Raw genomic sequence first — 24,854 nt, forward strand, 5'->3', positions numbered from 1 at the left:
GGACGGGCCGGCCGCGGTGGGCGCGGGGACGTGCGCGCGGGCGGGGGCCCGCGGTGGTGGTCGCGCTACTTCTCGCTGACGCCCGCCGAGTCGAAGGTCGCGACCTCGTGCATGGCACGGGCCGCGCTCTGGACCAGGGGCAGGGCGAGCAGGGCGCCGGTGCCCTCGCCGAGGCGGAGGTCCAGGTCGACCAGGGGGCGCAGGCCCAGCTTGTTGAGCGCCGCCATGTGGCCGGGCTCGGCACTGCGGTGGCCGGCGATGCAGGCGGCCAGCGACTCGGGTGCGATGGCGCGGGCGACCAGGGCCGCCGCGCCCGCGCTGACGCCGTCGAGGATGACGGGCGTCCGCAGCGAGGCGCCGCCGAGGATGAAGCCGACCATCGCGGCGTGCTCCAGGCCGCCGACCGCCCCGAGGACGCCGATCGGGTCCGCCGGGTCGGGCCGGTGCAGGTCGAGGGCGCGGCGTACGACGTCGACCTTGCGGGCGTGCATCTCGTCGTTGATGCCGGTGCCGCGGCCGGTGACCTCGGCCGGGTCCGCGCCCGTGTAGACGGAGATGAGGGCGGCGGACGCGGTGGTGTTCGCGATGCCCATCTCACCGGTGAGGATCGCCTTGTTGCCGGCGGCGACCAGGTCGCGGGCGGTCTCGATGCCGACCTCCAGGGCGGCGAGCACCTCCTCGCGGGTGAGGGCGGGGCCGGCGGTGAAGTCGGCCGTTCCGGCGCGCACCTTGCGGGGCAGCAGGCCGGGGGTGGCGGGCAGGTCCGCGGCGACGCCGACGTCGACGACGCACACCTCCGCGCCGACCTGGGTGGCGAAGGCGTTGCAGACGGCCCCGCCGCCGAGGAAGTTGGCCACCATCTGGGCCGTCACCTCCTGCGGCCAGGCGGTGACGCCCTGGGCGTGCACCCCGTGGTCACCCGCGAAGATCGCCACGGCGGCGGGCTCCGGGATCGGCGGGGGGCAGCTCCGGGACAGGCCGCACAGCTGCGCGGAGATGATCTCCAGCATGCCGAGGGCGCCGGCCGGCTTGGTCATGCGCTTCTGCCGCTCCCACGCCTCGCCGAGCGCCTTGGCGTCCAGCGGCCGCACGGTGGCGACGGTCTCCTGGAGCAGGTCGTGCGGCTGCTCGCCGGGCAGGGCCCGGCGGCCGTACGTCTCCTCGTGGACGACCCACGACAGCGGGCGGCGCTTGGCCCAGCCCGCCTGCATCAGCTCGGGCTCCTCGGGGAACTCGTCGACGTACCCCACGCACAGGTAGGCGACGACCTCCAGGTGCTCGGGCAGGCCGAGGGCGCGGACCATCTCGCGCTCGTCGAAGAAGCTCACCCAGCCGACGCCGAGGCCCTCGGCGCGGGCGGCGAGCCAGAGGTTCTCCACCGCCAGCGCGGAGGAGTACGGGGCCATCTGGGGCTGCGTGTGCCGGCCGAGGGTGTGGCGGCCGCCGCGGGTGGGGTCGGCGGTGACGACGATGTTGACCGGGGTGTCGAGGATCGCCTCGATCTTCAGTTCCTTGAACTGCTTGGCCCGGCCCTTGGGCAGCGATGTGGCGTACGCCTCGCGCTGGCGCTGGGCGAGCTCGTGCATCGTGCGGCGCGTCTCGGCCGAGCGGATGACGACGAAGTCCCAGGGCTGCGAGTGGCCCACGGACGGGGCGGTGTGGGCCGCCTCCAGGACGCGGAGCAGCACCTCGTGCGGGATCGGGTCGCTGCGGAAGCCGTTGCGGATGTCGCGGCGTTCGCGCATGACGCGGAGGATCGCCTCGCGATCCTCGTCGGCGTAGCCGGGGGCCGGCGGGCCGGCGGGGACCGCCGCCTCGGGGACCTCCGGCGCCGCGGCCGGGTCCTCGGCGGGTGCCGCGCCCGGGACGGGGACCGCGTCCTCGGCGGGCCGGGGCTGTGCGGCGGCCGGCTCGTCAAGGGGCTGCGGCTGTGCGGCGGCCGGCTCTTCGGCGGGGGCCTGCCGTACGGCGGCCGGGTCCTCGGCGGGCGGGTCCGCGGGTGCGGGTTCGGTGGCCGGGGCGGCCTCGGGGGCCGGCACCGCGGCGGCCGGGGCCTGTTCGGCGGGCTCCTTCGCGGGCTGCTCGGCGGTCTCGGTGGGCCCGGCGGGCTCGGCGGCGGCCGGTCCGGCGGTGGCCGGGGCCTGCTCGGCGGGCTGGACGTCCGTCTCGGGCTCCGTCGGGGCGGGCGCCTCGGCCACGGGCTCGACGGGCACGACGGCCTCGGCGACGGGAGCGGTCGCCTCGGAGGGTTCGGAGGCCGGGGCCTCGGCTGCGGCGGGGGCGGGGGCGGGGGCGGCGACCTCCGGGACCGACGCGGCCGGGGCGGGCGCGGCGGCCTCTTCCGCGGCGGGGGCCACCGGTGCGGCGGCCCGCGGCTCGGGCGCCGCGGCCTGCGGCTCGGCCGGCTCGGGCGCCGCGGCCTGAGGCGCCTGTGCCACCGGCTCGACCGCGGGCGGCTGCTCGGGCTGCGGAACCGGTACCGGCTCCACGACGACGGCCTGCGGCTCCACCGGTGCCGGCGCCAGGACCTGCGGCGCGTCGGCGTCCGGGGCCACGGCTGCCGGGGTCACGGCGTCCGGGGCCTGCGCGGGCTCCGGGGCCTCCGCGGGCTCGGCGGCCTGCGCGGGCTCGGCGGCCTGCTCCGGCTGCTCCGGCTGCTCCGGGGCGACCTCCACGGGAGCCGCCTGCTGCGGGGCCGGTGCCTGGGCCGCCTCGGGGGCCTCGGGCGCCGGCACGGGGGCCATGACCGGCTGCTCCGGGTGCGCCGGCACCTCCTGCTGCGCCGGTGCCCCGAGCAGCTGCGCCCCGGAGATGGCCTGGTGCTCCGGCGCCGTGGCGTCGCGCGGCGCGGGAACCGTCGCCACCGGCTGCGGGGCGTGCAGCTCCGTGGCCTGCGGGACCGTCACCGGCTGCTCGTCGACCGGCTCCTCCGGCGCCGCCGGGGCCGGAGCCGGGGCGAACTGCGGGGGTGCCACCTGGTCGGGAACGACCGTTTCTGCTGGGGCGGGAAGCGGGTGGTGAGCCTGCTGTGACGCGTGCGGCTCCAGCGGCTGCAGGGCTTCCTGCGGCTGCTGCGGCTCCTGCGGCCACGCCTCTGCGCCCTGCGGCGGGGCGTCGACGTGCTGCGGGACCTCGACCGGCTGCGCCACCGGGGCGGCCGGGGCCGTGTGGGGCGCGTCCAGGTACTCCAGGCCGCTGGTGGGCGGGGACTGGACCGGCGCGGGCGCGGCCGGCACGGGGGCGGGGCCGCGGTCGGCGAGCGAGCGGACGACGCCGGCCGTGCCGTCGGGGGTCGGCGGGCCCATGTGGAGCGGACGCCGGGGCTGCTGGGTCTGGGGCTGCGGGCTCTCGGCGGCCGGCGCGGGGATCCGTACGGCGCCGAGGTCGACGGAGCCGGAGTCCCGGCCGCCCGCCTCGTGTGCGCCGGTCTCGTGCGGCTCGTACGCGGGGGCCGGGGCCTCCTGCACGAGCGGCTGGTACCCGAGGTGCTCGGCCGGCGGTACGGCCACGGGGGGCGCGGGGACGACACCGGGCTGCGGCTCCGTCCAGGCGCCCTGGGCACCCGGCATCAGCAGCAGGTCGTCGTCTTCGGGGGTGTTGTCGGAGGGGTCGAGGAAGGTGTACGCACCCGGAGCGGGCATGCCCGGCTGCTCCACCATGCCTGCGTTCTCCGGCTGCCCCTCGCCCGGGACCTGGCCGGTGTCAGTCATGCGTACCCCTCGCCCATCGGTTGTGCTCCTTCAGACTTCCGCCCGCCGTGAAGAACGAGCGTGCGCGCCGCGCGGCACGAACGGCGTGCGGACACACAGCATTCTCGCCGCCTTCGGGCCCCGTGGCAGCGGCTTCCGCCACCGTCGGCTGTGGACTGCGCCACGTCGCGCGTCCCCCTCCCACGTCCCGCCGCCCGGCGCCCCTCTCCGGGGGCTCCGTCCCCGGGTGTGGTCCGGGTGCCGCCCGGCGGTGGCCGGAGGACCGCCGGACATCCGGCGCGGTGGAACGGTCGGCCAGCCTACCTGGCCTTCCGTAGTGGGGAGATCACGGGGCGGGTCTGCGGCCGGCGACGAGGAAGGCCACGGACCTGGCGCGTTCCGACCAGGTGTCCGGGTCGAGGTCGACGGACTGGAGCAGGACGCACTCGACGGCGTAGCCGCCGGCGGCCAGGGCCGCCGCGGCGGCCTCCGCCTCGTCGCGGGTGCCGGCGTGCGTGACGATGCGCTCCGGGCGGCGGTCGGCGCAGGCGGCGACGACGTCCGCTCCCCCGCCGCCGACGCGGACCACGTCCGGCTCGGGCAGGCGCTCCAGTACGTAGGGGGCGCGGCCGCCGACGACCTGGAGCTGGACGCCGGAGCGGCGGGCGGCGGCCTCCGCGCGGGCGCAGGCGGCCGGGTCGGCGTCGACGGCGATGACGGCGGCGCCGAACCGGGCGGCCTCGGCGGCGAAGGCGCCGGATCCGGTGCCGATGTCCCACACGAGGTCGCCGACGCGCGGGCCGAGCCGGGCGAGCTGGGCGGCGCGCAGTTCGGGGGTGCGGCCCGGGGTGGGCGCGGTGTCGTCCTCGTACGCCTCGGGCGGCAGGCCCCAGCCGCGGACCGGGCCGGGGTCCGGGCCCATGAGCCAGCCGCCGCCGGTGGGGCCGGAGCCGCCGATGGAGATGACGACGTTGGGGTCGCGCCAGGTGTGGTCGGCCGCCTTGTCGGAGGTGAGGACGGTGACCTGTTCGCGTTCGGTGCCGAGGGCCTCGCAGATGACGAAGGTGCGGTGCACCCCTTCGAGCAGCAGGGCGAGTTCGGCGGGGCCGGCGCCCGGGGAGGTGAGGACGGCGACCTTGGGGTGGGCGCGGCAGACGTTGACGGCGCGGCGCAGCGTCCGGGTGTGGGCGACGACGACGCGGGCGTCGTCCCAGGGCATGCCGGCGCGGGCGAACGCGGCGGCCACCGAGGAGACGGCGGGCACGACCTCGACCTCCAGGCCGTGTTCGGGGGCGCGCAGGGTGCGCACGACGCCGAAGAAGCCCGGGTCACCGTCGGCGAGGACGACGGCGGTGCCGCGGTGGCCGGCGATGCGGCGGGCGGCGAGGTCGACGCTGCCGAGGCGGACGCGCTCGGCCCGCTCGGGGACCTCCGGGAGCCCGAGGTGGTGGGCGGCCCCGGCGACGAGGGTGGCGGCCGACAGGGCGCCCCGCGCGGCCGCGGTGAGGGGCGAGCCGTCCCATCCGATCACCGTGACCCGGTCGGCCATCTTCGTCAGTCTCCTGGGGTGTCGATGCAGGTCGGGGCAGGGGCGAGCGTACCGGTTCGCGGGGTGCGGCAGGGGGTGGGCGCGGTCAGTTCCAGTCGGTGTACGTGGGGTGCCGCGCGTCGCTGTACCGGCCGGTGCCGCCGTCGAGGTCCTCGGGGAGGAGGCTCCAGACGATGAGGTCGGTCCTGATGTCGGTCCATCCGCCGTCCTCCGTCTGGGCGCGGGCTATCCAGGCGTTGCGCAGGACGCCCTCGCTGATGCAGCCGATCTTCTGGGCGACCTGCTGGGCGGCGGTGTTGCCGGCGGCGGTGCGCATCTCCAGGCGCTCGAAGCGCTGTTCGCTGAAGAGCCAGCGGGCGACGGCGAGGACGGACTCGGTGGCGTACCCCTCGCCGCGGGCCCAGGGGGCGGTGACGTAGGCGATCTCGGCGGAGCGGACGGTCCAGTCGGTCCGGCTGAGCCGGACGGTGCCGACGAGGCGCTGGGTGAGGAACTCGGTGACGGCGAGGACGAGTCCGCGGCCGCCCGTGCGCTGGGCGGGGGCGGCCCCGCGCACCCACTGCTCGGCGTGGGCGGTGGTGTACGGGTGCGGGGCGTCGGTCCAGGCGACGACGAGTTCGTCGTTCATCATCTCGACGTGCGCGGGGACGTCCGTCTCGTCGTAGGGGCGCAGCACCAACCGTTCCGTGCTGATGGAGACGTCCGGAAAGGTGAGGGTCATGCGCAACTCCATGCCGATGGCCGGGGACTGGGGGTGAGGGCCGTGAACGGACAGCATGCAGCATGAACCGGTCCGTGTGCAGGGCGGGACGGGAAGGGCCCCGCGCACCGGGTGGTGCGCGGGGCCCTTCCCGGTGCCGCCGTTACCCGGCGGCGCCGAACGCGGGGGTCACCGAGCCCTTGTAGGTGGCCTCGATGTACTTCTTGACCTCGGGCGAGTTGAGGAGCCCAGCGAGCTTCTTCACGCGCGGGTCGTCCTCGTTGCCCTTCTTGACCGCGAGGAAGTTGGCGTACGGGTTGCCCTCGGGCTTCTCCAGGGCGAGGGCGTCCTTCGCCGGGGTGAGCTTGGCCTCGATGGCGTAGTTGCCGTTGATGACGGCGGCGTCGACGTCGCTCAGGGCGCGGGGGACCGTGGCGGCCTCCAGCTCCTTGATCTCCAGGCCCTTCCTGTCGGTGATGTCGGAGAGCTTGGCGTCGGCTCCGACACCGGCCTTGAGGACGATCACGCCGTTGTCGGCGAGGAGCTTGAGGGCACGGCCCTCGTTGGTGGTGTCGTTGGGGACGGCGACGGTCTGGCCGGGCTTGAGGTCCTTGAGGGACTTCGCCTTCTGCGAGTACAGGCCGAGCGGCTCCAGGTGGACGTCGACCACGGGGACAATGGTGGTCCCGTTCTTCTTGTTGAAGTCGTCCAGGTACGGCTTGTGCTGGAAGTAGTTGGCGTCGACCTGGCCGTCCTGGGTGGCGGTGTTCGGCAGGACGTAGTCCGTGAACTCCTTGACCTCCAGCTTGAGGCCGGCCTTCTGCGCGAGGTTGTCCTTCACGTACGTGAGGATGTCGGCGTGCGGCGTGGGGGACGCGGCGACGACGAGCGGCGCGGAGGCGTCACCCGCGGCGCCGGCGGCCGCCGGGTCCGAGGCGGTTCCGCAGGCGGTGAGGCCGAGGGTGAGGGCGGTGATGCCACCGAACGCGGCGATGGTCTTGACGGTGTTACGCACGAAGAGTGCCTCTTTCTGGGGTGCGGACGAGGCCCGGACAAGGAGTGCGGGCCCTTTTCTCCCGCGACGGGCGGCGCCTGCCGGACGGGGCGGGCGCCGGTCGCGGGAAGTCGGGGTGCGCCGGTTTCAGGACGCGGTGCGGCCGCGGCGGGCGAGGAGGCGGACGACGCCGTCCCCGACCAGCTGGACGACGGTGACGACCACGATGAGGATCACCACGGTGACCAGCATGAACGCGGTGTCGAAGCGCTGGTACCCGTAGGTGATGGCCTTCGAGCCGAGGCCCTCGCCGCCGACGGCGCCGGCCATGGCGGAGTAGCCGATGAGGACGATGACGGTGGTGGTGACCGCCGAGACCAGGGACGGCAGGGCCTGCGGCAGCAGCACCTTGCGGACGATGGTCGGGACGGAGCCGCCCATGGACTGGACGGCCTCGACCAGGCCGTGGTCGACCTCGCGGACGGCGGTCTCGACGAGCCGCGCGAAGAACGGGATGGCGCCGATGGCCAGGGGCACGATCATCGCGGTGGGGCCGATGAAGGTGCCGACGACGAGCTTCGTGAACGGGATCAGCGCGATCAGCAGGATGATGAACGGCAGCGAGCGGCCGATGTTCACGACGGCGCCGACGACCTTGTTGACGACGGTGTTGCGCAGCAGCCCGCCCTTGTCGGTGAGGACGAGGAGGAGGCCCAGGGGCAGACCGCCGAGTACGGAGACGACCGTGGCCCACAGGACCATGTAGAGGGTGTCGATGGTGCCCTGGGTGAGCAGGGGCTGCATCTCGGACCAGGTCACTTCGCGACCTCCTCGGCGGCCGGGCGGGCGGCGGGGGCGTCGGCGGTTTCCCCGGCGGGGGCCGCGTCGTCGACCACGTCGACCTGGAGGCCCTGTTCGCGCAGGAAGCCGACGGGGACGACGTTCTCGTCGTAGCGCCCGGGGAGCTCGATGCGCATGCGGCCGATCTGTCGGCCGCCGACGGTGTCCATGGCGGCGCCGAGGATCGATATGTCGATGTTGTAGGTGCGGGCCAGCTGGGAGACGACCGGCTGGGTCGCGGCCTCGCCGTGGAAGGTGACGTCGACGACCGTGCGGTCGGGGCCGGTCGCGTGGCCGCTCACGGGGAAGAGTTCCGCGGCGAGTTCGGAGCCGGGGGTGGCGAGGAGTTCGGCGACGGTGCCGGACTCGACGACCCGGCCCCTCTTCATCAGCGCGGCCGAGTCGCAGACGGTCTTCACGACGTCCATCTCGTGCGTGATCAGCAGGACGGTCAGGCCCAGCTGCCGGTTGAGGTCGCGCAGCAGCTGGAGGATGGAGCGGGTGGTCTCGGGGTCGAGGGCGCTGGTGGCCTCGTCGGAGAGCAGCACCTTCGGGTTGCCGGCGAGGGCGCGGGCGATGCCGACGCGCTGCTTCTGGCCGCCGGAGAGCTGGCCGGGGTACGCCTTGGCCTTGTCGGCGAGGCCGACGAGGTCGAGGAGTTCGAGGGCGCGGCGGGAGCGCTCGGCGCCGGAGGCGCCGAGGATCTCCAGCGGCAGTTCGACGTTGTCCTGGACGGTGCGCGAGGACAGCAGGTTGAAGTGCTGGAAGACCATGCCGATGCGGCTGCGCGCCCGGCGCAGGTCCTTGCCGGCGCGCGGGCCGCGGCCGGCGAGGGCGGTGAGGTCGGTGCCGTCCACCGTCACGGTGCCGGAGGTGGGGCGTTCGAGGAGGTTGACGCAGCGGATCAGCGAGGACTTGCCGGCGCCGCTCTGACCGATCACGCCGAACACCTCGCCCTCGCGGACGTGCAGGTCGACGCCGTCCAGAGCGGTGACCTGGCGGCCTCGCGACTCGTAGACCTTGGTCAGGCCCTTGGTGGTGATCACAGGGGTTTTCCGTCACTGTCGAGTGCACGGCGCGGGTTCGGCCGGGCACGGGGCATTCGTCGGTCCGACGGGCGGCGCGGTGCCGGTGGGCGGGTGCGCGGGGCGGGCGCGGTCCGGTGGTACGACTGCACGCGGACGCGGCCGACTGCTTCGCCGTCGGGTCTCTCGCTTCGGGGCGCGAGGCTCGGTCGGGGGCCCTCTAGAAGGCGCACATTCGACACGTACGACGAGCACCGGGCGCGGTGATCGCCTCGGTCGCAGGGGTGCGGATGCTCGTCGTGGTCATGGCGCCAGTAAACCAGACCCCCTCCCGCGCCGATCCGGGCTGTCCGTATAGCGGACACGGCGCGTACGGCATGTGGACGGCCAGGAGGCACCGCAAGCCGCCGCTCCGCCCGCCGCTCCCGCCTGCTCGCCCCGTCTGCCTGCGTCGACGCGCCCGCTGCCGCACCCGCCCCCGCGCGGCGCTCCGGCCGCGGGGCGGGCCCGGGCCGGGGTGCGCTGTGGTCAAGACCACGTGGTGGGCGGGGGCGGCCGCAGCCGGGGTTTTCGTCCGTAATAGTCTCGCCCCATGCTCAACGCCCTGACGCTCACCGTGTCCCTGGCCGCGCTGGCCCTCGCCGCGTGGTGCGGCGCGGCCGCGTACCGGGACCAGCCGACGAAGGACTGGCACTTCATCGGCATGGCCGTGGTCACCGTGCTGGCGCTCGCGCAGCTGGTCGTCGGCGTGGTGCGGCTGGCCCAGGGCGGCCGGGCCGAGGAGGGCACGGCGATCTTCGTGGCGTATCTGCTGGGGGCGTTCTTCGCGGTGCCGGCGGCGGGCTTCATGTCGCTGGTCGAGCGGAGCCGGTGGGGGTCGGCGACCGTCGCCGCCGGTGCCGTGGTCCTGGCCGTGCTGGAGGTACGCCTCCACGACATCTGGTGGGAGGGCTGAGATGACGGCCGAGCGGCTGGTCAAGGGACCCGGCATGCTGCTGGTGTGGTTGTACGGGGTGATGTCGGTCGGGGCTGTGTCGCGCTCCGTGTACCAGATCGCCACCGAGTTCGACCGGGCGCCGCTGGCGTACTCGCTGTCGGCGGTGGCGGCCGTCGTCTACGTCTTCATCACGTACACGCTGGTGCGCGGCGGTGAGACCGCCCGCCGGGCGGCCCTGGTGTGCTGCGCCGCCGAGCTGGTGGGCGTGCTCACCGTCGGCACCTGGACGCTGCTGGACCCGGCGGCCTTCCCCGACAGCACGGTCTGGTCGGAGTTCGGCTACGGTTACGTCTTCATCCCGGTCCTGCTCCCGGTGACCGGGATCCTGTGGCTGCGCCGCGCCCGCCGGGTCGCCCCGGTCGGCTGAGGTCTCGCCGGCCGGGGTACTGCCGGCCGGGCGCCGCCCGCCGGGGTCCCGCCGCGCCGACCGGGCACGCTGCCCGGTCGGCGGGGCTCCGAGCCGGGGCCCCGGGGTGGGCCGGGTCCGCTAGGCGGCCTTCTCCAGGGTCAGCAGCGTGCGACCGGGGGCGACCCGCTCGACGCCGACCGTCTCGTACCCCCTGCCGCGGTACAGCCGCAGGTTGCCGTCGCCGCGGTGGCCGGTGAGCAGCCGGAACCGCTTGGCGACGCCGGCGCCACCCGTCGCGAAGTGCTCCTCGATCGCGTCGAGGAGCCGGCCGCCCAGGCCGTGGCGGCGCAGCCGGGGGTGGACGATGAGCCGGGTGATGCGGACGGTGCCGGTCTCGTCGGCCTCGCCGCGCACCGAGGCGACGATCTCGTCGCCGAGGCGGGCGACCAGTGCGTGGCCGCGCTCCAGCTCGGCCGTCAGGTCGGCCAGCGGCTGGGTGAGCGGCTCGATGGTGTAGTCGCCGCACAGCTCGGCCTCGCCCTGGTAGCACAGGTACTGCAGCTTGAGGATGTGTTCGGCGTCCTGCGCGCTTGCCGCTGAGATGGTCACGCTCATGCCCATGTGTGCATGCCTCCGGCTCACCTGATACGCCCTGTCGGTCTACCGCACCCTTCCCCGATGGTCGGGAACGGCAACCTCTGCCGCCAGCATTCTGCGCAGGCATCCCAGGCAACGGGAACGCATGGGCCCCAAGCTGCCCTGTGAGATACCCAACTTCCCTGCGATTTCACGGTAGGTGGGGTCACTCGGCGACAACATCGCAGACAGCAGCCGCTGGCAGCGGGCGGGTGCGCGGCGTACGGCGGAGCGCAGCGCGCGGCGGCGCTCGGCGTCCAGCGCGGCGCGCTCGGGTACGGACCCCGCTCCCGGCCCGGCGCCGGAGCGGGCGTCGGGCTCCCGCCCGTACGGCAGCTCCCGTACGGCGGCGCGGCGGGCGCGGCGCGCCTCGGCGCGGACGGCGCGGCGCAGCCAGCGGGCGGGGTCGTCGGGGGCGCCGGCCCCGTGGAGGCGCTCCAGCAGCCGTAGCCAGACGGCCTGCTGGAGGTCGCGGGACTCGACGCCCGCCGCGGCGGCCTCCGCGTCGGACTCGGCGGCGAGGAGCCGGGTGAGGGAGCCGACGAGGTCGGGGACGGCCGGCGGGTGGGCTGCTGGTTCACGGGGCGTCATGCCGGGCACGACACGCGGCGGCGCGGTGGTGGTTGCCGGGAGGGCGGCGGTTCGCCCGATGGTGCGGCAGTCGGGGCGTGGGGGTGACGCGGCGGGCCGTCCCGCGCGGGGGCGACCGGCGCCGACCGCCCCCGCCGGGCGCGTGACCCGCGGGGCGGTCGGCGGCGGGCGTCAGCGGGCTCGGTGGTCGGCGGCGGCGAGCAGGCCGGTGTCGGGCTGGTCGGTGAAGATGCCGTCGATGCCGGTGGCGAAGTACGCCCGGTACGCGCCGAAGACGTCCCCGTACGCCGCCGGGTCGGTGCCGCGCCGGAAGTCGGCCGGCAGGAAGGTGTTCTCGTTGCGCACCGTGTAGGGGTGCAGGACCAGGCCCCGGGCGTGGGCGTCGCGCACGAGCGTGGTGGGCTCGCCGAGCCGGCCGTCGGCACCCTTGGGGATGACGAGGTCCAGGAGCGGGCCGATGCCCTGCGCGAACGAGGCGATCCACGCCAGGCCGCGCGGGGTGACGAGGTCGGCGACGGTCCGCGGGTCCCCCGTCTGCACGAAGTCCCAGGGCCGGTCCTCGGGCGTCCACAGCAGGACGACGCGCGGCGTGCCGACGAGCCCGGCCATGCGCCGCATGCTGGTCGGCTCGAACGACTGGAGGAAGGTCGGCGAGTCCGCGCGGTGCCGTCCGTAGCGGCGCAGCAGCCGCGCGAGGCGCTCCTCCAGCCCGAGCCCGAGGCCGCGGAAGTACGTGGGGTGCTTGGTCTCGACGTGGAGCCAGACGGGCCGCCCGCGCTTGCGGCCCTCCGCCTCCGCCCAGCGGAGCACCTCCTCGAAGGTGGGTACGGTCCAGCGGCCGTCGTAGAGGGTGTTGTCGGGGCGCGTGCCCGGGATGCGCTCCTTGGCGCGCAGCGTCTTCAGCTCCGCGAGGGTGAAGTCCTCGGTGAACCAGCCGGTGAGGGACTGGCCGTCGACGGTCTTCGTGGTGCGCCGGGAGGCGAACTCGGGGTGGTCGGCGACGTCGGTGGTGCCGGTGATGTCGTTCTCGTGACGGCACACCAGGTGGCCGTCGCGGGTGGGCACGAGGTCCTGCTCGATCACGTCGGCGCCCATGTCGAGGGCCAGCTGGTAGGAGCCGAGGGTGTGCTCGGGCCGGTAGCCGCTGGCGCCGCGGTGGGCGATGACCGCGGGGACGGGCAGCCCGCGGGGGGACGGGCGGTGTCCCGGCGCCCCGTCGCGGGCGGTGGGCGCCGCCGAGGCCGTACCCGTGCCGGCGGCCGTCGCGGCGGCCGCGCCTGTCAGCGCCGCGGCCGCTCCCAGTACGGTCCGGCGGGCGGGACTCCTGCGCGCCTGAGTCATGAAGGCTCCTCCACTGAACGTTTCTTCGGTTTCACCCCGTCGGGCGCGGCCGATCGTAGGGGGCTGCCCGGTCCGAGCGGGAGACCCCGGGCGAACACGGGGAAAACGTCCGTCAACACCGGGTACCGGTCCGGTCAACCCGGCGTGCGGAGGGACGTGACCCACGAGTATCGTCCTCACCTGCACAGATTTCGTCGGCCGTGCCGGACCGCGACCACGACCGCTCACGACACCGGAGGACTCGTTGTCCCGCTTCGCGCTCATCAAGGCAGTGCTCGGCCCGGTCCTGCGGCTGATGTTCCGGCCGCGGGTGGAAGGCGTCGACCAGATCCCCGGGTCGGGGCCGGTCATCCTGGCGGGCAACCACCTGACCTTCATCGACTCGATGATCCTGCCGCTGGTGGTGGACCGTCAGGTGTGCTTCATCGGCAAGGACGAGTACGTCACCGGCAAGGGCTTCAAGGGCCGGCTGATGGCGTGGTTCTTCACCGGCGTCGGGATGATCCCCGTGGACCGCGAGGGCGCGGGCGCCGCCGTGGCCGCGCTGCACACCGGGCGCCGGGTGCTGGAGGAGGGCCGGATCTTCGGCATCTACCCGGAGGGCACCCGCTCCCCCGACGGCCGGCTGTACCGGGGGCGTACCGGTATCGCGCGGCTGACGCTGATGACCGGCGCGCCGGTGGTGCCGTTCGCGCTGATCGGCACGGACAAGCTCCAGCCGGGCGGCGCGGGGCTGCCGCGGCCGGGCCGGGTGACGGTGCGCTTCGGCGAGCCGATGGAGTTCTCCCGCTACGAGGGCATGGACCGTGACCGGTACGTGCTGCGGGCGGTGACGGACTCGGTGATGGCGGAGGTCATGCGCCTGTCGGGGCAGGAGTACGTGGACATGTACGCCACCAAGGCGAAGGCCGCCTGACCGGGCGTCCGCTGACGGGCCGTCGTACGCGGGGGTCGCGCCCCCGAGGGCCGTCCGGTACGCCGAGGGCCGCACCCCCTGGGGGTGCGGCCCTCGGCCGTGTCCGGCGCCGTCGTGTCCGCCCCGTGCGCCGGTCACGGATGCTCGACGCCCTCCTCCAGGCGCTGGCCGCGCAGCAGGAACCAGGCGGCCACCGCCGTGGCGAGCAGGACGGCCGCGCCGAAGCCGGCCGCGATGCGCAGGCCCTCGACGAAGGCGTGCTGGGCTGCGGTCAGCAACGCCTCGGCGGAACGTTCCGGCAGCACCTTGGCCGCCTCGACGGCACCGCCCAGCGACTCGTGCGCGGCGGCCGCCGTCCCGGCGGGTACGCCGGGGGGCGTGGGGAAGTCCCGGTAGACCCCGGTCACGACGGAGCCCAGCAGGGCGATGCCGAGCGCGGCTCCCAGCTCGTACGCCGTCTCCGACACCGCGGACGCGGCGCCGGCCTGCTCCTTGGGGACGCTGGAGAGGATGACGTCGGCCGTGACGGTGAAGGCGAGCCCGGCGCCCACGCCCACGACCAGCAGGGAGACGCCCAGCATCGGGTAGCCGGTGGTGCGGTCGAGCACCGTCAGCGCGGCCAGGGCGAGGCCGACCGCGGCGAGTCCGCCGGCCACGACGGACCGCACGGAGAAACGGCGCGCGGCGATGCCGGCGAGCAGTCCGGCGCCGACCGCGCCGAGTGCGGCGGGCAGCTCGGCGAGACCGGCCTCCAGCGGACTGCGCCCCTGCACCAGTTGGAGGAACTGGGAGAGGAAGAAGATCAGCCCGGAGAGGCCCAGGATGGTCAGCAGGTCGGCGAGGACCGCGCCGGAGAAGCCCCGGTGCTGGAAGAGCCGCATGTCGAGGAGGGGCGCCGGCAGCCGGAGCTGGCGGCGGACGAACCAGACGAGCGCGCCCGCACCGACCGCGGCGGCGGCGAACACGTCCGCGCGGGCGCCGTGCGCGGCCGCCTCCTTGATCGCGTAGACGACGGCGATCATGCCGACCAGGGACGTGGCGACGCTGGGCAGGTCCCACGGTCCGGGCGCGGGGTTCTTCGACTCGGGGATGTACTTCAGGCCGACCACCACGAGCACCGCCATGACGGGCAGGTTGATGAGGAAGACCGAGCCCCACCAGAAGTGCTCCAGCAGGAAGCCGCCCACGACCGGCCCGACGGCGGCACCGGCGGAGGCCATCGCGCCCCAGATGCCGATCGCGAAGCTCCGCTCGCGCGGGTCGTGGAAGAGGTTGCGGATGAGCGCCAGCGTGGACGGCATGAGCGTCGCGCCCGCGACGCCGAGCAGCGCCCGCGCGGCGATCATCATCTCGGGGGTGGTGGCGTAGGCGTTGAGGACGGAGACCGCGCCGAAGGCGGTCGCGCCGGTGAGGAGCAGCTTCTTGCGGCCGATGCGGTCGCCGAGGCTGCCCATGGAGACGAGGAGGCCGGCGATGACGAAGGAGTAGACGTCGCCGATCCACAGGAGCTGGGTGCCGGACGGCTTGAGGTCCTCGCTCAGGTACGGGGTGGCCAGGCCGAGCACGGTGGCGTCCACCGCCACCAGCAGCACGGCCAGGACGAGTACGGCCAGCGCGAGCCAGCGGCCCGGGCGCCGTGCGATGTCCGCTTCCTGGGTCCGCTGTTCGGTTCCGGTCACTTCTCCACGCTCCTGCGTGCTCCGCCGAGCAGCAACTCGACGATCATGTACTGGAAGTCCTTGCCCGCGACGCGGCCGTCCTGGACGGCCCAGGCGCAGGCGCCGACGAGGCCGTAGAGCGCCTCGGTCAGCCAGGCGGGCGTCAGGTCGATGCGGAACTCGCCGCCCTCCTGGCCGCGACGGAACAGCGCCGAGACGCGGGCGTCGAGGCGGGCCCAGCCCTGGTTGACCTGGTCGCCCTCGAAGAGCTGGTTCTCGGTGACGAGGAACGACAGCAGTCCGGCGACCGGCTCCACGCCGGCGACCAGGCGCCGCAGGGCGTCCTCCGCGCGGTCCTCGTCGAGCCGGGCGGCGTCCAGGGCCGCCTCGAACTCCTGGATCCCGAGCGCTTCCAACGCCCTGACCAGCGCGTCCCGCCCGGCGAAGTGGCGGTGCAGGGTCGCGCGGCCGATGCCGGCGGCGCGGGCGACCTCGTCCATGGTGGCGGTCGCCTTGCGGGAGAGGAGGGCGGCGGCGGTGCGCAGCACCTGCTCACGGTCGACTGTCATGAGACAAGCCTAGCCCAACTGAGACACGAACGTCTCATTCGACATTCGGACGACTCACTTCCCAGTCAGCAGAGGGCCCGCATGCACGGGAAGGTCCCTCGCGGGACCTTCCGGAAGACCCCCCGGGGCGCGGCGCAGGGGGCGGTGGAGCGGGAAGCGCAGCGCCGCCGCCCTGCTGCGGGCGGCGGCGGCGCTGTGACCCGGTGGGGGTGCTACTTCCTGGCGGTGGCCCAGGCCTGCTGGATGACGAGGTCCGCCTTGACCTCGGCGAGCTGCGTGGCGACGGCGGAGGGGGCCGTGCCGCCCCGGCCACTGCGGGAGGCGAGGGCTCCGGGGACGTCGAGGACCGTCCGCACCTCGGGGGTCAGGTGCTCGGAGATCTTCGCGAACTGCTCGTCCGTGAGCTGGTCCAGCTCGATGCCCTGCGCCTCGCACTCCTTGACGCACTCACCGGCGACCTCGTGCGCGACCCGGAACGGCACGCCCTGCCTGACCAGCCACTCGGCGATGTCGGTGGCGAGGGAGAAGCCGGCCGGGGCGAGCTCCTCCATGCGCTCCCGGTTGACGGTGAGCGTCGCCATCATGCCGGTGAAGGCCGGCAGCAGGACCTCCAGCTGGTCGCAGGAGTCGAAGACCGGCTCCTTGTCCTCCTGGAGGTCGCGGTTGTACGCGAGGGGCAGTGCCTTGAGCGTCGCCAGGAGTCCGGTGAGGTTGCCGATGAGGCGGCCCGACTTGCCGCGCGCCAGCTCGGCGATGTCCGGGTTCTTCTTCTGCGGCATGATCGAGGAGCCGGTGGAGAAGGCGTCGTGGAGGGTGACGAAGGAGAACTCCTTCGTGTTCCAGATGATGACCTCCTCCGCGATGCGCGAGAGGTTCACCCCGATCATCGCCGTGATGAAGGCGAACTCGGCGACGAAGTCCCGGGACGCGGTGCCGTCGATCGAGTTGCCGACGCTGCCGTTCTCGAAGCCGAGGTCCCGGGCGACGGCCTCCGGGTCGAGCCCGAGCGACGAGCCGGCGAGCGCGCCCGAGCCGTACGGGGAGACCGCCGTGCGCTTGTCCCACTGCCGCAGCCGCTCGGCGTCCCGGGAGAGGGACTGGACGTGGGCGAGGACGTGGTGGGCGAAGAGCACCGGCTGCGCGTGCTGGAGGTGCGTGCGCCCCGGCATCGCGACGTCCGGGTGCGCCTCGGCGAGGCCGACGAGGGCGCCCTGCAGGTCGGCGAGGAGGCCGCCGATGATCCGGGCGTGGTCGCGCAGGTACATCCGGAAGAGCGTGGCGACCTGGTCGTTGCGGGACCGGCCGGCCCGCAGCTTGCCGCCGAGGTCGGGGCCGAGCCGCTCCAGCAGACCCCGCTCCAGCGCGGTGTGGACGTCCTCGTCGGCGACGGTGCCGACGAAGGAGCCCTCCGCGACGTCCGCCTCCAGCCGGTCGAGGCCCGCCAGCATGCGCGTGAGCTCGTCGGCGGTCAGCAGCCCGGCCCGGTGCAGCACGCGCGCGTGCGCGCGGGACCCGGCGATGTCGTACGGCGCGAGGCGCCAGTCGAAGTGGACGGACGCGGAGAGTTTCGCCAGCGCCTCGGCCGGGCCGTCGGCGAACCGGCCGCCCCAGAGCCGGACGTCACCGTTGTTGCTGCTCACTGCGGAAGCTCCTCGGGTCGGGAGGGATGGGTGGTGCGGATGCGCGTCCGCCTCCCTGCCGCGGCGTGGGCGGGGAGGCGGACGCGCTGTCGAACGAGCCGTGATCAGGCCAGGTCACGCTTGGCGGCGATCTTCGCCGACAGGCTGAAGATGTCGATGAAGCCCTGGGCCTTCGACTGGTCGAACGTGTCGCCCGTGTCGTACGTGGCGAGGTTGAAGTCGTACAGCGACTGCTCGGACCGCCGGCCCGTGACGACCGCGCGGCCGCCGTGCAGGGTCATCCGGATGTCACCGGTGACGTGCTGGTTGGCCTCGTCGATGAAGCCGTCCAGGGCCCGCTTCAGCGGCGAGAACCACAGGCCGTCGTAGACGAGCTCGCTCCAGCGCTGCTCGACCTGCCGCTTGTACCGGGCGAGCTCCCGCTCGACCGTGACGTTCTCCAGCTCCTGGTGGGCGGTGATCAGCGCGATGGCGCCCGGGGCCTCGTAGACCTCGCGGGACTTGATGCCGACGAGCCGGTCCTCCACCATGTCGATCCGGCCGACGCCCTGGGCGCCCGCGCGCTCGTTGAGCTGCTGGATCGCCTGGAGGACGGAGACGGGCTTGCCGTCGATCGCGACCGGGACGCCCTCCTTGAAGGAGATGACGACCTCGTCGGCCTCGCGCTGCACGGCCGGGTTGGAGGTGTAGTCGTAGATGTCCTCGATCGGACCGTTCCAGATGTCCTCCAGGAAGCCCGTCTCGACGGCCCGGCCGAAGACGTTCTGGTCGATGGAGTACGGGGACTTCTTGCTGGTGGCGATGGGCAGCTCGGCCTTCTCGGCGAAGGCGATGGCCCTGTCCCGGGTCATCGCGTAGTCGCGGACCGGGGCGATGCACTTCAGCTCCGGACCGAGGGCGGCGATGCCGGCCTCGAAGCGGACCTGGTCGTTGCCCTTGCCCGTGCAGCCGTGGGCGACCACCGAGGCGCCGTGCTTCTTGGCGGCGGCGACGAGGTGCTTGACGATCGTCGGCCGGGAGAGCGCCGAGACCAGCGGGTACCGGTCCATGTACAGGGCGTTCGCCTTGATCGCCGGGAGGCAGTACTCCTCGGCGAACTCGTCCTTGGCGTCCGCGACCTCGGCGTCCACGGCACCGCAGGCGAGCGCGCGCTTGCGGATGACGTCCAGGTCCTCGCCGCCCTGGCCGACGTCCACGGCGACGGCGATGACCTCGGCGCCCGTCTCCTCGGCGATCCAGCCGATGGCGACGGAGGTGTCCAGGCCGCCCGAGTAGGCGAGTACGACGCGCTCGGTCACGGGTTTCTCCTTAGCGGTGCATCCAACGATGGGTATAACTATGCAGACCTCCGTATGGTTTGTCAAAACAGCAGGTCACGGCTCCGCGTCAGCACTCGGCTCACGACCCACGGCGAGAGGAGGGACCGTGGGAGGCGCCCCCGCACGGGTCGGCGGCGGCGTCCGGGCCACCTCCGCTGCACCGCCCACCACCACCACCGTCCCGCGCCCCGGACGGACGTGCCGAAGGGCGCTGACGCGGCGACCGGCCGTACGGTCGGGACATGCGCCCCGGACTCGTCCTCGCCGCCGCCCTGCTGCTCCTGCCGGCCCACTCCCCCGCCCGCGCCGACGCCCCGGCGCCCACCGCGCCGCGATCGTCCGTCTCTCCCCCGGCGCGGGCCGTGGAGGGCGCGCAGTTCCTCACCGCCGAGGCCCCGCACGCGCGGGCCACCTCGGGAACGGTCACCTGGTGGGAGCGGCGCGCGGGGGCGTGGGTGCGCGCCGGCTCGACGCCGGCCCGGTTCGGTGTGGGCGGGCTGGTCCGCGGCGACCGGCGCGAACAGGGCACGTCGACCACCCCCGCCGGCGTGTACGACCTGCCGTTCGCCTTCGGGATCGAGGCGGCGCCGGCCGGGACGTCGTACCCCTACCGGCGTGTCACGCCCTCGTCGTGGTGGTGCCAGGACAACGCGTCGGCGTCCTACAACCGGTGGGTGGATTCCCTGCCCGCGGACTGCCGCGCCGCCGAGGCCGAGCACCTGGTGTCGTACGGGAAGGCGTACGCCCACGCCCTGGTGATCGGCTTCAACTACGGCCGGCCGGTGCGCGGCCGGGGGGCCGGCATCTTCCTGCACGTGAACGGCGCCGGCGCGACCGCCGGGTGCGTGTCGGTGCCGGCGGAGGCGATGGCGCGGATCCTCGCGTGGGTACGCCCCGACGCCCGGCCGCGCATCGCGATCGGATGGTCCGGCGCCTGACCCCGCCGTACGACGGAGGCCCCACCGGCGCTACCGGTCCGGCGCTACCGGCTCCACCAGCCCCCCCGGTCCACCGGCCCCGGCCCCGGCCCTGAGGCCCTACCGGTCGTTCTGCGCCAGGCGCAGCAGGTGGTCGGCGAGCGCCTGCCCGCCGGCCGGGTCGCGGGAGATGAGCAGCAGCGTGTCGTCGCCCGCGATGGTGCCGAGGATCGCGTGCAGCTCGGCCTGGTCGATGGCGGAGGCGAGGAACTGGGCCGCGCCGGGCGGGGTCCGCAGGACCACCAGGTTGGCGGACGCCTCGGCGGAGATGAGGAGTTCACCGGAGAGGCGCCGCATGCGCTCCTCCTTCGCCGACTCGCCCAGCGGTGCCTGGGGCGTGCGGAAGCCGCCCTCGCTCGGTACGGCGTAGATCAGTTCGCCGCCCGTGTTGCGGATCTTCACCGCGCCCAGTTCGTCGAGGTCGCGGCTGAGCGTCGCCTGGGTGACGCTCAGCCCGTCGTCCGCGAGGAGCTTGGCCAGCTGGCTCTGCGAGCGCACGGGCTGCCGGTTGAGGATGTCCACGATCCGGCGGTGGCGCGCCGTGCGGGTCTGCGGGACGGAAGGTCCGCCATGGCCGTTGTCCTGCGCCTCGGTCATCGTTGTGTCATTCTCCGGCTCGTGTCTCCCCGTAGGTCTGGTCCAGGACGCCGGGCAGCACCCGGAGGAAGGTGTCCGCCTCCTCGTCCCCGATGACCAGCGACGGCATGAGCCGTACGACATCGGGGGCGGGCGCGTTCACCAGGAGGCCGGCGTCCTGAGCCGCCTGCTGCACCTGGGGCGCGAGGGGCTCGGTGAGCACGATACCCAGCAGGAGGCCCGCGCCGCGGACGTGGGAGACCAGCGGGTGGTCCAGGGCCTCGATCCCGTCCCGCAGCCTCTCCCCTAGGCGCTTGACCTCATCGAGGGCTCCGTCGGCCCCGAGGGTGTCGAGGACGGCGAGACCGGCGGCGCAGGCGACGGGGTTGCCGCCGAAGGTCGTGCCGTGGTGGCCGGGCTTCAAAAGCTCGGCAGCCTCCCCGAAGGCGACGGTCGCGCCGAGGGGCAGGCCGCCGCCGAGGCCCTTGGCCAGGGTGACGACGTCCGGCTCGATCCCGTGCGCCTGGTGCGCGAACCAGTGGCCGCACCGGCCGATGCCGGTCTGCACCTCGTCCAGGACCAGGAGGGTGCCGGTGGCGCGGGTGATCGCGCGGGCCGCCTCCAGATAGCCGGCGGGCGGCACGACGACGCCGTTCTCGCCCTGGACGGGTTCGAAGACGACGAGGGCGGTGTCGGTGGTGACGGCCTGCTCCAGGGCGAGCGCGTCGCCGTACGGGACGTGCGTCACGTCACCGGGCAGCGGCAGGAACGGCTCGCGCTTGCCTGGCTGCCCGGTGAGCGCGAGGGCGCCCATCGTGCGGCCGTGGAAGCCGCCGGTGGTCGCGACCATGTGGGGACGGCCCGTCAGCCGGCCCATCTTGAAGGCGGCTTCGTTGGCCTCGGCGCCGGAGTTGGCGAAGTAAACCCGTCCGGGGCGGTCGAAGAGCCCCAGCAGCCGTTCGGCGAGGGCGACCGGCGGCTCGGCGACGAAGAGGTTGGAGACGTGGGAGAGGGCGGCGATCTGCTCGGAGACCGCCTTGACGACCGCCGGATGGGCGTGGCCGAGCGCGTTGACCGCGATGCCGCCGACGAAGTCGAGGTACTCGTTGCCGTCCGCGTCCCAGACGCGGCTGCCGGCGCCGCGGACGAGCGGGAGGCGGGGCGTGCCGTAGTTGTCCGTCATGGTGGACCGCCAGCGCCGGGTGAGCCCTTCGTTGCTCATGCGGGTGCCTCCTCTGCGTCGGCCACGACCATGGTGCCGATGCCCTCGTCGGTGAAGATCTCCAGCAGGATGGAGTGCTGCACGCGCCCGTCGATCACGCGCGCGGTGCGGACGCCGTTGCGCACGGCGTGGAGGCAGCCCTCCATCTTGGGGACCATGCCGCTGGACAGCTCGGGCAGCAGCTTCTCCAGCTCGGTGGCGGTGAGGCGGCTGATGACCTCGTCGCTGTGCGGCCAGTCCTCGTACAGTCCCTCGACGTCCGTGAGGACCATCAGGGTCTCTGCGCCAAGCGCCGCAGCGAGTGCCGCAGCCGCCGTATCAGCATTGACGTTGTAGACATGTCCGTCGTCCTCCGAGCGGGCGATCGACGACACCACGGGGATCCGCCCGTCGGCGAGGAGCGCCTCGACGGCTCCGGTGTCGATGGCCGTGACCTCGCCGACGCGGCCGATGTCGACGGCCTGCCCGTCGATGAGCGGCCGGTGCCGGGTGGCGGTGATGGTGTGGGCGTCCTCGCCGGTCATGCCGACGGCGAACGGCCCGTGCCGGTTGAGCAGGCCGACGAGTTCGCGCTGGACCTGCCCGGCGAGCACCATCCGGACGACGTCCATCGCCTCGGGGGTGGTGACGCGCAGGCCCGCCTTGAACTCGCTGACCAGGCCGTGTCGGTCGAGGGCGGCGCTGATCTGCGGTCCTCCGCCGTGCACGACGACGGGCTTGAGGCCGGCGTGGCGGAGGAAGACGACGTCCTGCGCGAAGGCCGCCTTCAGGTCGTCGTCGACCATGGCGTTGCCGCCGAACTTGATGACGACGGTCTTGCCGTGGTGGCGGGTGAGCCAGGGCAGGGCCTCGATGAGGATCTGCGCCTTCGGCAGCGCGGTGTGCTTGCGGGTGCTCATGAGCTGTAGGCGCTGTTCTCGTGGACGTAGTCGGCGGTGAGGTCGTTGGTCCAGATGACGGCGGACTCGGTGCCGGCGGACAAATCGGCGGTGATGGTGACCTCGCGGTAGCGCATGTCGACGAGGTCGCGGTCCTCGCCGACGGACCCGTTCCTGCAGACCCACACGCCGTTGATGGCGACGTTCAGCCGGTCCGGTTCGAAGGCGGCCGCGGTGGTGCCGATGGCGGACAGGACCCGGCCCCAGTTGGGGTCCTCGCCGTGGATGGCGCACTTGAGGAGGTTGTTGCGGGCGATGGAGCGGCCCACCTCGACGGCGTCGGCCTCGGTCGCGGCGTTCACGACCTCGACCCGGATCTCCTTGGAGGCGCCCTCGGCGTCGCCGATCAGCTGCCGGCCGAGGTCGTCGCACACCTCGCGCACGGCCTCGGCGAAGTCGTCGTGGGCGGGGGTGAGGCCGGTGGCGCCGGAGGCGAGGAGCAGGACGGTGTCGTTGGTGGACATGCAGCCGTCGGAGTCCACCCGGTCGAAGGTGGTGCGGGTGGCCTCGCGCAACGCCTTGTCCAGATCGGGGGCTGCGACGTCGGCGTCGGTGGTGAGGACCACGAGCATGGTGGCGAGGCCCGGGGCGAGCATGCCGGCGCCCTTGGCCATGCCGCCGACGGTCCAGCCGTCGCGGCTCACCACGGCGGTCTTGTGGACCGTGTCGGTGGTCTTGATGGCGATGGCGGCCTTCTCGCCGCCGTGCTCGGAGAGGTCGGCGGCGGCCTTGTCGATCCCCGGCAGGAGCCGGTCCATGGGGAGCAGCACCCCGATGAGGCCCGTGGAGGCGACGGCGACCTCGCCCGCGCCGATCCCGAGGACCTCGGCGGCCTTCTCGGCGGTGGCGTGGGTGTCCTGGAAGCCCTGGGGGCCCGTACAGGCGTTGGCGCCGCCGGAGTTGAGGACGACGGCGGTCAGCTCGCCGGTCCTGAGGACCTGCTCGGACCAGAGGACCGGGGCGGCCTTGACGCGGTTGGAGGTGAAGACGCCGGCGGCGGCGCGGCGGGGGCCGGTGTTGACCACGAGGGCCAGGTCCGGGGTGCCGTTCTCCTTGATCCCGGCGGCGATGCCCGCCGCCGTGAATCCCTTGGCTGCCGTGACGCTCACTGTGTGTCTCCGTTCGCTTCTCCACCCGCGCGGCACGTGGGCGCGGGCATCGTCGTCGTCCGCGGCGCGGCGGCCGCGTGCGCTCCCCCGGTCGTCGAGGGGCGGTGCTCCCCGGTCGTCGCGGGGCGGGGTTCCCGGGTCGTCGCCGGGTGGCGCTCCCGGCTCACGGGGCGAGCCCGACCGTCGGGAGGCCGGTCTCCTCGGGAAGTCCGAGGGCGATGTTCATGCTCTGCACCGCACCGCCCGCGGTGCCCTTCGTCAGGTTGTCGATGGCGCTGACGGCGATGACGCGCCCCGCCGCCGGGTCGTGGGCGACCTGTACCTGGACGGCGTTGGAGCCCTGGACGGACGCCGTGGCCGGCCAGCGCCCCTCAGGCAGGAGGTGCACGAACGGTTCGTCGGCGTACGCCTTCCGGTACGCGGCCCGCACGTCCTCCGCCGTGGTGCCGGGCCGTGCCTTGGCACTGCACGTGGCGAGGATGCCGCGGGACATGGGCGCGAGGGTGGGCGTGAACGACACGGTGACGGGCTCGCCGGCGACCGCGCCGAGGTTCTGCGCCATCTCGGGCGTGTGCCGGTGGCCGCCGCCGACGCCGTAGGGCGACATCGAGCCGATGACCTCGGCGCCGAGCAGGTGCGGCTTGAGCGCCTTGCCCGCGCCGGAGGTGCCGCTCGCGGCGACGACCACCGCCTCGGGTTCGGCGATCCCGGCGGCGTAGGCCGGGAAGAGGGCGAGCGTCACGGCGGTCGGGTAGCAGCCGGGCACCGCGACGCGCCTGGACCCCTCGAGCGCGGCGCGGGCGCCCGGCAGCTCGGGGAGGCCGTACGGCCAGGTCCCGGCGTGCGGGGTGCCGTAGAACCGCTCCCAGTCGGTGGCGTCCGCCAGTCGGAAGTCGGCGCCCATGTCGACGACGAGCACCCGGTCCCCGAGCCGCTCGGCGACCTCGGCGGACCGGCCGTGGGGCAGGGCCAGGAAGACGACGTCGTGGCCGGCGAGCACCTCGGGGGTGGTCGGCTCCAGGACGCGGTCGGCGAGCGGCAGGAGGTGCGGCTGCAGGGCGCCGAGGCTCTCCCCGGCGTTGGAGTTGCCGGTCAGGGCGCCGATCTCCACCCCGGGGTGGGCGAGCAGCAGACGGAGGAGCTCTCCCCCCGCGTACCCGCTCGCACCGGCCACCGCCACACGTACCGCCATCGGACCCTCCTCGTCGATGGCATGACT

General features: G+C 74.1%; 22 protein-coding genes. 4 read left to right on the plus strand and 18 right to left on the minus strand.

Going from position 1 to position 24,854, the window contains the following annotated elements:
* Nucleotides 1-65: 65 nt before the first annotated feature.
* The 6 genes from cobT to NRO40_RS04615 form a co-directional block, all read right to left on the minus strand.
* Nucleotides 66-3,710, minus strand: a complete 3,645-nt coding sequence (cobT, locus tag NRO40_RS04590) for a nicotinate-nucleotide--dimethylbenzimidazole phosphoribosyltransferase (protein ID WP_058942935.1) — start codon at nt 3,708-3,710, stop codon at nt 66-68.
* A gap of 325 nt (nt 3,711-4,035) precedes the next feature.
* Nucleotides 4,036-5,238, minus strand: a complete 1,203-nt coding sequence (gene cbiE / locus NRO40_RS04595; protein ID WP_058942934.1) for a precorrin-6y C5,15-methyltransferase (decarboxylating) subunit CbiE — start codon at nt 5,236-5,238, stop codon at nt 4,036-4,038.
* Between the two features lie 85 nt (nt 5,239-5,323).
* The gene (locus tag NRO40_RS04600) at nt 5,324-5,959 is read right to left on the minus strand and encodes a GNAT family N-acetyltransferase (RefSeq protein ID WP_107115123.1); all 636 of its coding nucleotides are present in this window, start codon (nt 5,957-5,959) and stop codon (nt 5,324-5,326) included.
* A gap of 142 nt (nt 5,960-6,101) precedes the next feature.
* Nucleotides 6,102-6,953 carry a MetQ/NlpA family ABC transporter substrate-binding protein gene (locus NRO40_RS04605; RefSeq protein ID WP_058942932.1) on the minus strand — a complete coding sequence of 284 codons (852 nt, stop codon included), beginning with the start codon at nt 6,951-6,953 and terminating at the stop codon, nt 6,102-6,104.
* Nucleotides 6,954-7,079: 126 nt separating this feature from the next.
* Nucleotides 7,080-7,751 carry a methionine ABC transporter permease gene (locus NRO40_RS04610; protein ID WP_058942931.1) on the minus strand — a complete coding sequence of 224 codons (672 nt, stop codon included), beginning with the start codon at nt 7,749-7,751 and terminating at the stop codon, nt 7,080-7,082.
* Nucleotides 7,748-8,818, minus strand: coding sequence for a methionine ABC transporter ATP-binding protein (locus NRO40_RS04615; protein WP_058942930.1), 1,071 nt, complete (start codon nt 8,816-8,818; stop codon nt 7,748-7,750). Before NRO40_RS04615 ends, NRO40_RS04610 begins: the two co-directional genes overlap by 4 nt.
* A 571-nt stretch (nt 8,819-9,389) precedes the next feature.
* Between NRO40_RS04615 and NRO40_RS04620 the strand changes: the two genes are divergently transcribed.
* Nucleotides 9,390-9,752: a hypothetical protein gene (locus NRO40_RS04620; RefSeq protein ID WP_058942929.1), complete on the plus strand. Its 363-nt coding sequence runs from the start codon at nt 9,390-9,392 to the stop codon at nt 9,750-9,752.
* Nucleotide 9,753: 1 nt separating this feature from the next.
* Nucleotides 9,754-10,161 carry a hypothetical protein gene (locus NRO40_RS04625; protein WP_058942928.1) on the plus strand — a complete coding sequence of 136 codons (408 nt, stop codon included), beginning with the start codon at nt 9,754-9,756 and terminating at the stop codon, nt 10,159-10,161.
* Between the two features lie 120 nt (nt 10,162-10,281).
* Here the strand turns inward: NRO40_RS04625 and NRO40_RS04630 are convergent, their stop codons facing one another.
* The 3 genes from NRO40_RS04630 to NRO40_RS04640 form a co-directional block, all read right to left on the minus strand.
* Entirely contained in the window at nt 10,282-10,764 is a 483-nt protein-coding gene (locus NRO40_RS04630) for a GNAT family N-acetyltransferase (protein WP_058942927.1), read from the minus strand.
* 39 nt (nt 10,765-10,803) lie between these two features.
* A complete protein-coding gene (locus tag NRO40_RS04635) occupies nt 10,804-11,370 on the minus strand; it encodes a sigma-70 RNA polymerase sigma factor region 4 domain-containing protein (protein ID WP_058942926.1) in 567 nt (188 codons plus the stop codon).
* Between the two features lie 171 nt (nt 11,371-11,541).
* On the minus strand, nt 11,542-12,711 hold the full coding sequence (locus NRO40_RS04640) for a glycerophosphodiester phosphodiesterase (RefSeq protein WP_058942925.1): 1,170 nt from the start codon (nt 12,709-12,711) through the stop codon (nt 11,542-11,544).
* A gap of 244 nt (nt 12,712-12,955) precedes the next feature.
* On the opposite strand from NRO40_RS04640, the gene NRO40_RS04645 reads away from it, so the two are divergent.
* On the plus strand, nt 12,956-13,627 hold the full coding sequence (locus NRO40_RS04645) for a lysophospholipid acyltransferase family protein (RefSeq protein WP_058942924.1): 672 nt from the start codon (nt 12,956-12,958) through the stop codon (nt 13,625-13,627).
* Between the two features lie 134 nt (nt 13,628-13,761).
* Here NRO40_RS04645 and NRO40_RS04650 read toward each other — a convergent pair whose 3' ends face one another.
* The 4 genes from NRO40_RS04650 to NRO40_RS04665 form a co-directional block, all read right to left on the minus strand.
* On the minus strand, nt 13,762-15,306 hold the full coding sequence (locus NRO40_RS04650; protein ID WP_058942923.1) for an MFS transporter: 1,545 nt from the start codon (nt 15,304-15,306) through the stop codon (nt 13,762-13,764).
* Entirely contained in the window at nt 15,303-15,854 is a 552-nt protein-coding gene (locus NRO40_RS04655) for a TetR/AcrR family transcriptional regulator (protein WP_058942922.1), read from the minus strand. Before NRO40_RS04655 ends, NRO40_RS04650 begins: the two co-directional genes overlap by 4 nt.
* A 212-nt stretch (nt 15,855-16,066) precedes the next feature.
* Nucleotides 16,067-17,494 carry an argininosuccinate lyase gene (gene argH, locus NRO40_RS04660; protein WP_058942921.1) on the minus strand — a complete coding sequence of 476 codons (1,428 nt, stop codon included), beginning with the start codon at nt 17,492-17,494 and terminating at the stop codon, nt 16,067-16,069.
* A 104-nt stretch (nt 17,495-17,598) separates the two neighbouring features.
* Nucleotides 17,599-18,792 (minus strand): argininosuccinate synthase, encoded by a 1,194-nt coding sequence (locus NRO40_RS04665; protein ID WP_058942920.1) that lies wholly within the window; start codon nt 18,790-18,792, stop codon nt 17,599-17,601.
* A gap of 263 nt (nt 18,793-19,055) precedes the next feature.
* Between NRO40_RS04665 and NRO40_RS04670 the strand changes: the two genes are divergently transcribed.
* Complete coding sequence (locus NRO40_RS04670; RefSeq protein ID WP_058942919.1) at nt 19,056-19,751, plus strand: L,D-transpeptidase family protein; 696 nt, start codon at nt 19,056-19,058, stop codon at nt 19,749-19,751.
* A 99-nt stretch (nt 19,752-19,850) separates the two neighbouring features.
* Here NRO40_RS04670 and NRO40_RS04675 read toward each other — a convergent pair whose 3' ends face one another.
* From NRO40_RS04675 to argC, 5 genes are all read right to left on the minus strand, one after another.
* Nucleotides 19,851-20,387, minus strand: coding sequence for an arginine repressor (locus tag NRO40_RS04675; protein WP_058942918.1), 537 nt, complete (start codon nt 20,385-20,387; stop codon nt 19,851-19,853).
* A gap of 7 nt (nt 20,388-20,394) precedes the next feature.
* Nucleotides 20,395-21,588, minus strand: a complete 1,194-nt coding sequence (locus NRO40_RS04680) for an acetylornithine transaminase (RefSeq protein WP_058942917.1) — start codon at nt 21,586-21,588, stop codon at nt 20,395-20,397.
* The gene (gene argB, locus NRO40_RS04685; RefSeq protein WP_058942916.1) at nt 21,585-22,487 is read right to left on the minus strand and encodes an acetylglutamate kinase; all 903 of its coding nucleotides are present in this window, start codon (nt 22,485-22,487) and stop codon (nt 21,585-21,587) included. Before argB ends, NRO40_RS04680 begins: the two co-directional genes overlap by 4 nt.
* On the minus strand, nt 22,484-23,635 hold the full coding sequence (gene argJ / locus NRO40_RS04690) for a bifunctional glutamate N-acetyltransferase/amino-acid acetyltransferase ArgJ (RefSeq protein WP_058942915.1): 1,152 nt from the start codon (nt 23,633-23,635) through the stop codon (nt 22,484-22,486). The genes argB and argJ overlap by 4 nt, the downstream gene beginning before the upstream one ends.
* A 163-nt stretch (nt 23,636-23,798) precedes the next feature.
* Nucleotides 23,799-24,827, minus strand: coding sequence for an N-acetyl-gamma-glutamyl-phosphate reductase (gene argC, locus NRO40_RS04695; RefSeq protein ID WP_058942914.1), 1,029 nt, complete (start codon nt 24,825-24,827; stop codon nt 23,799-23,801).
* Between the last annotated feature and the right edge of the window lie 27 nt (nt 24,828-24,854).

Origin of the sequence: Streptomyces changanensis (genome assembly GCF_024600715.1) — a bacterium.
GTDB classification, from domain to species: Bacteria; Actinomycetota; Actinomycetes; order Streptomycetales; family Streptomycetaceae; genus Streptomyces; species Streptomyces changanensis.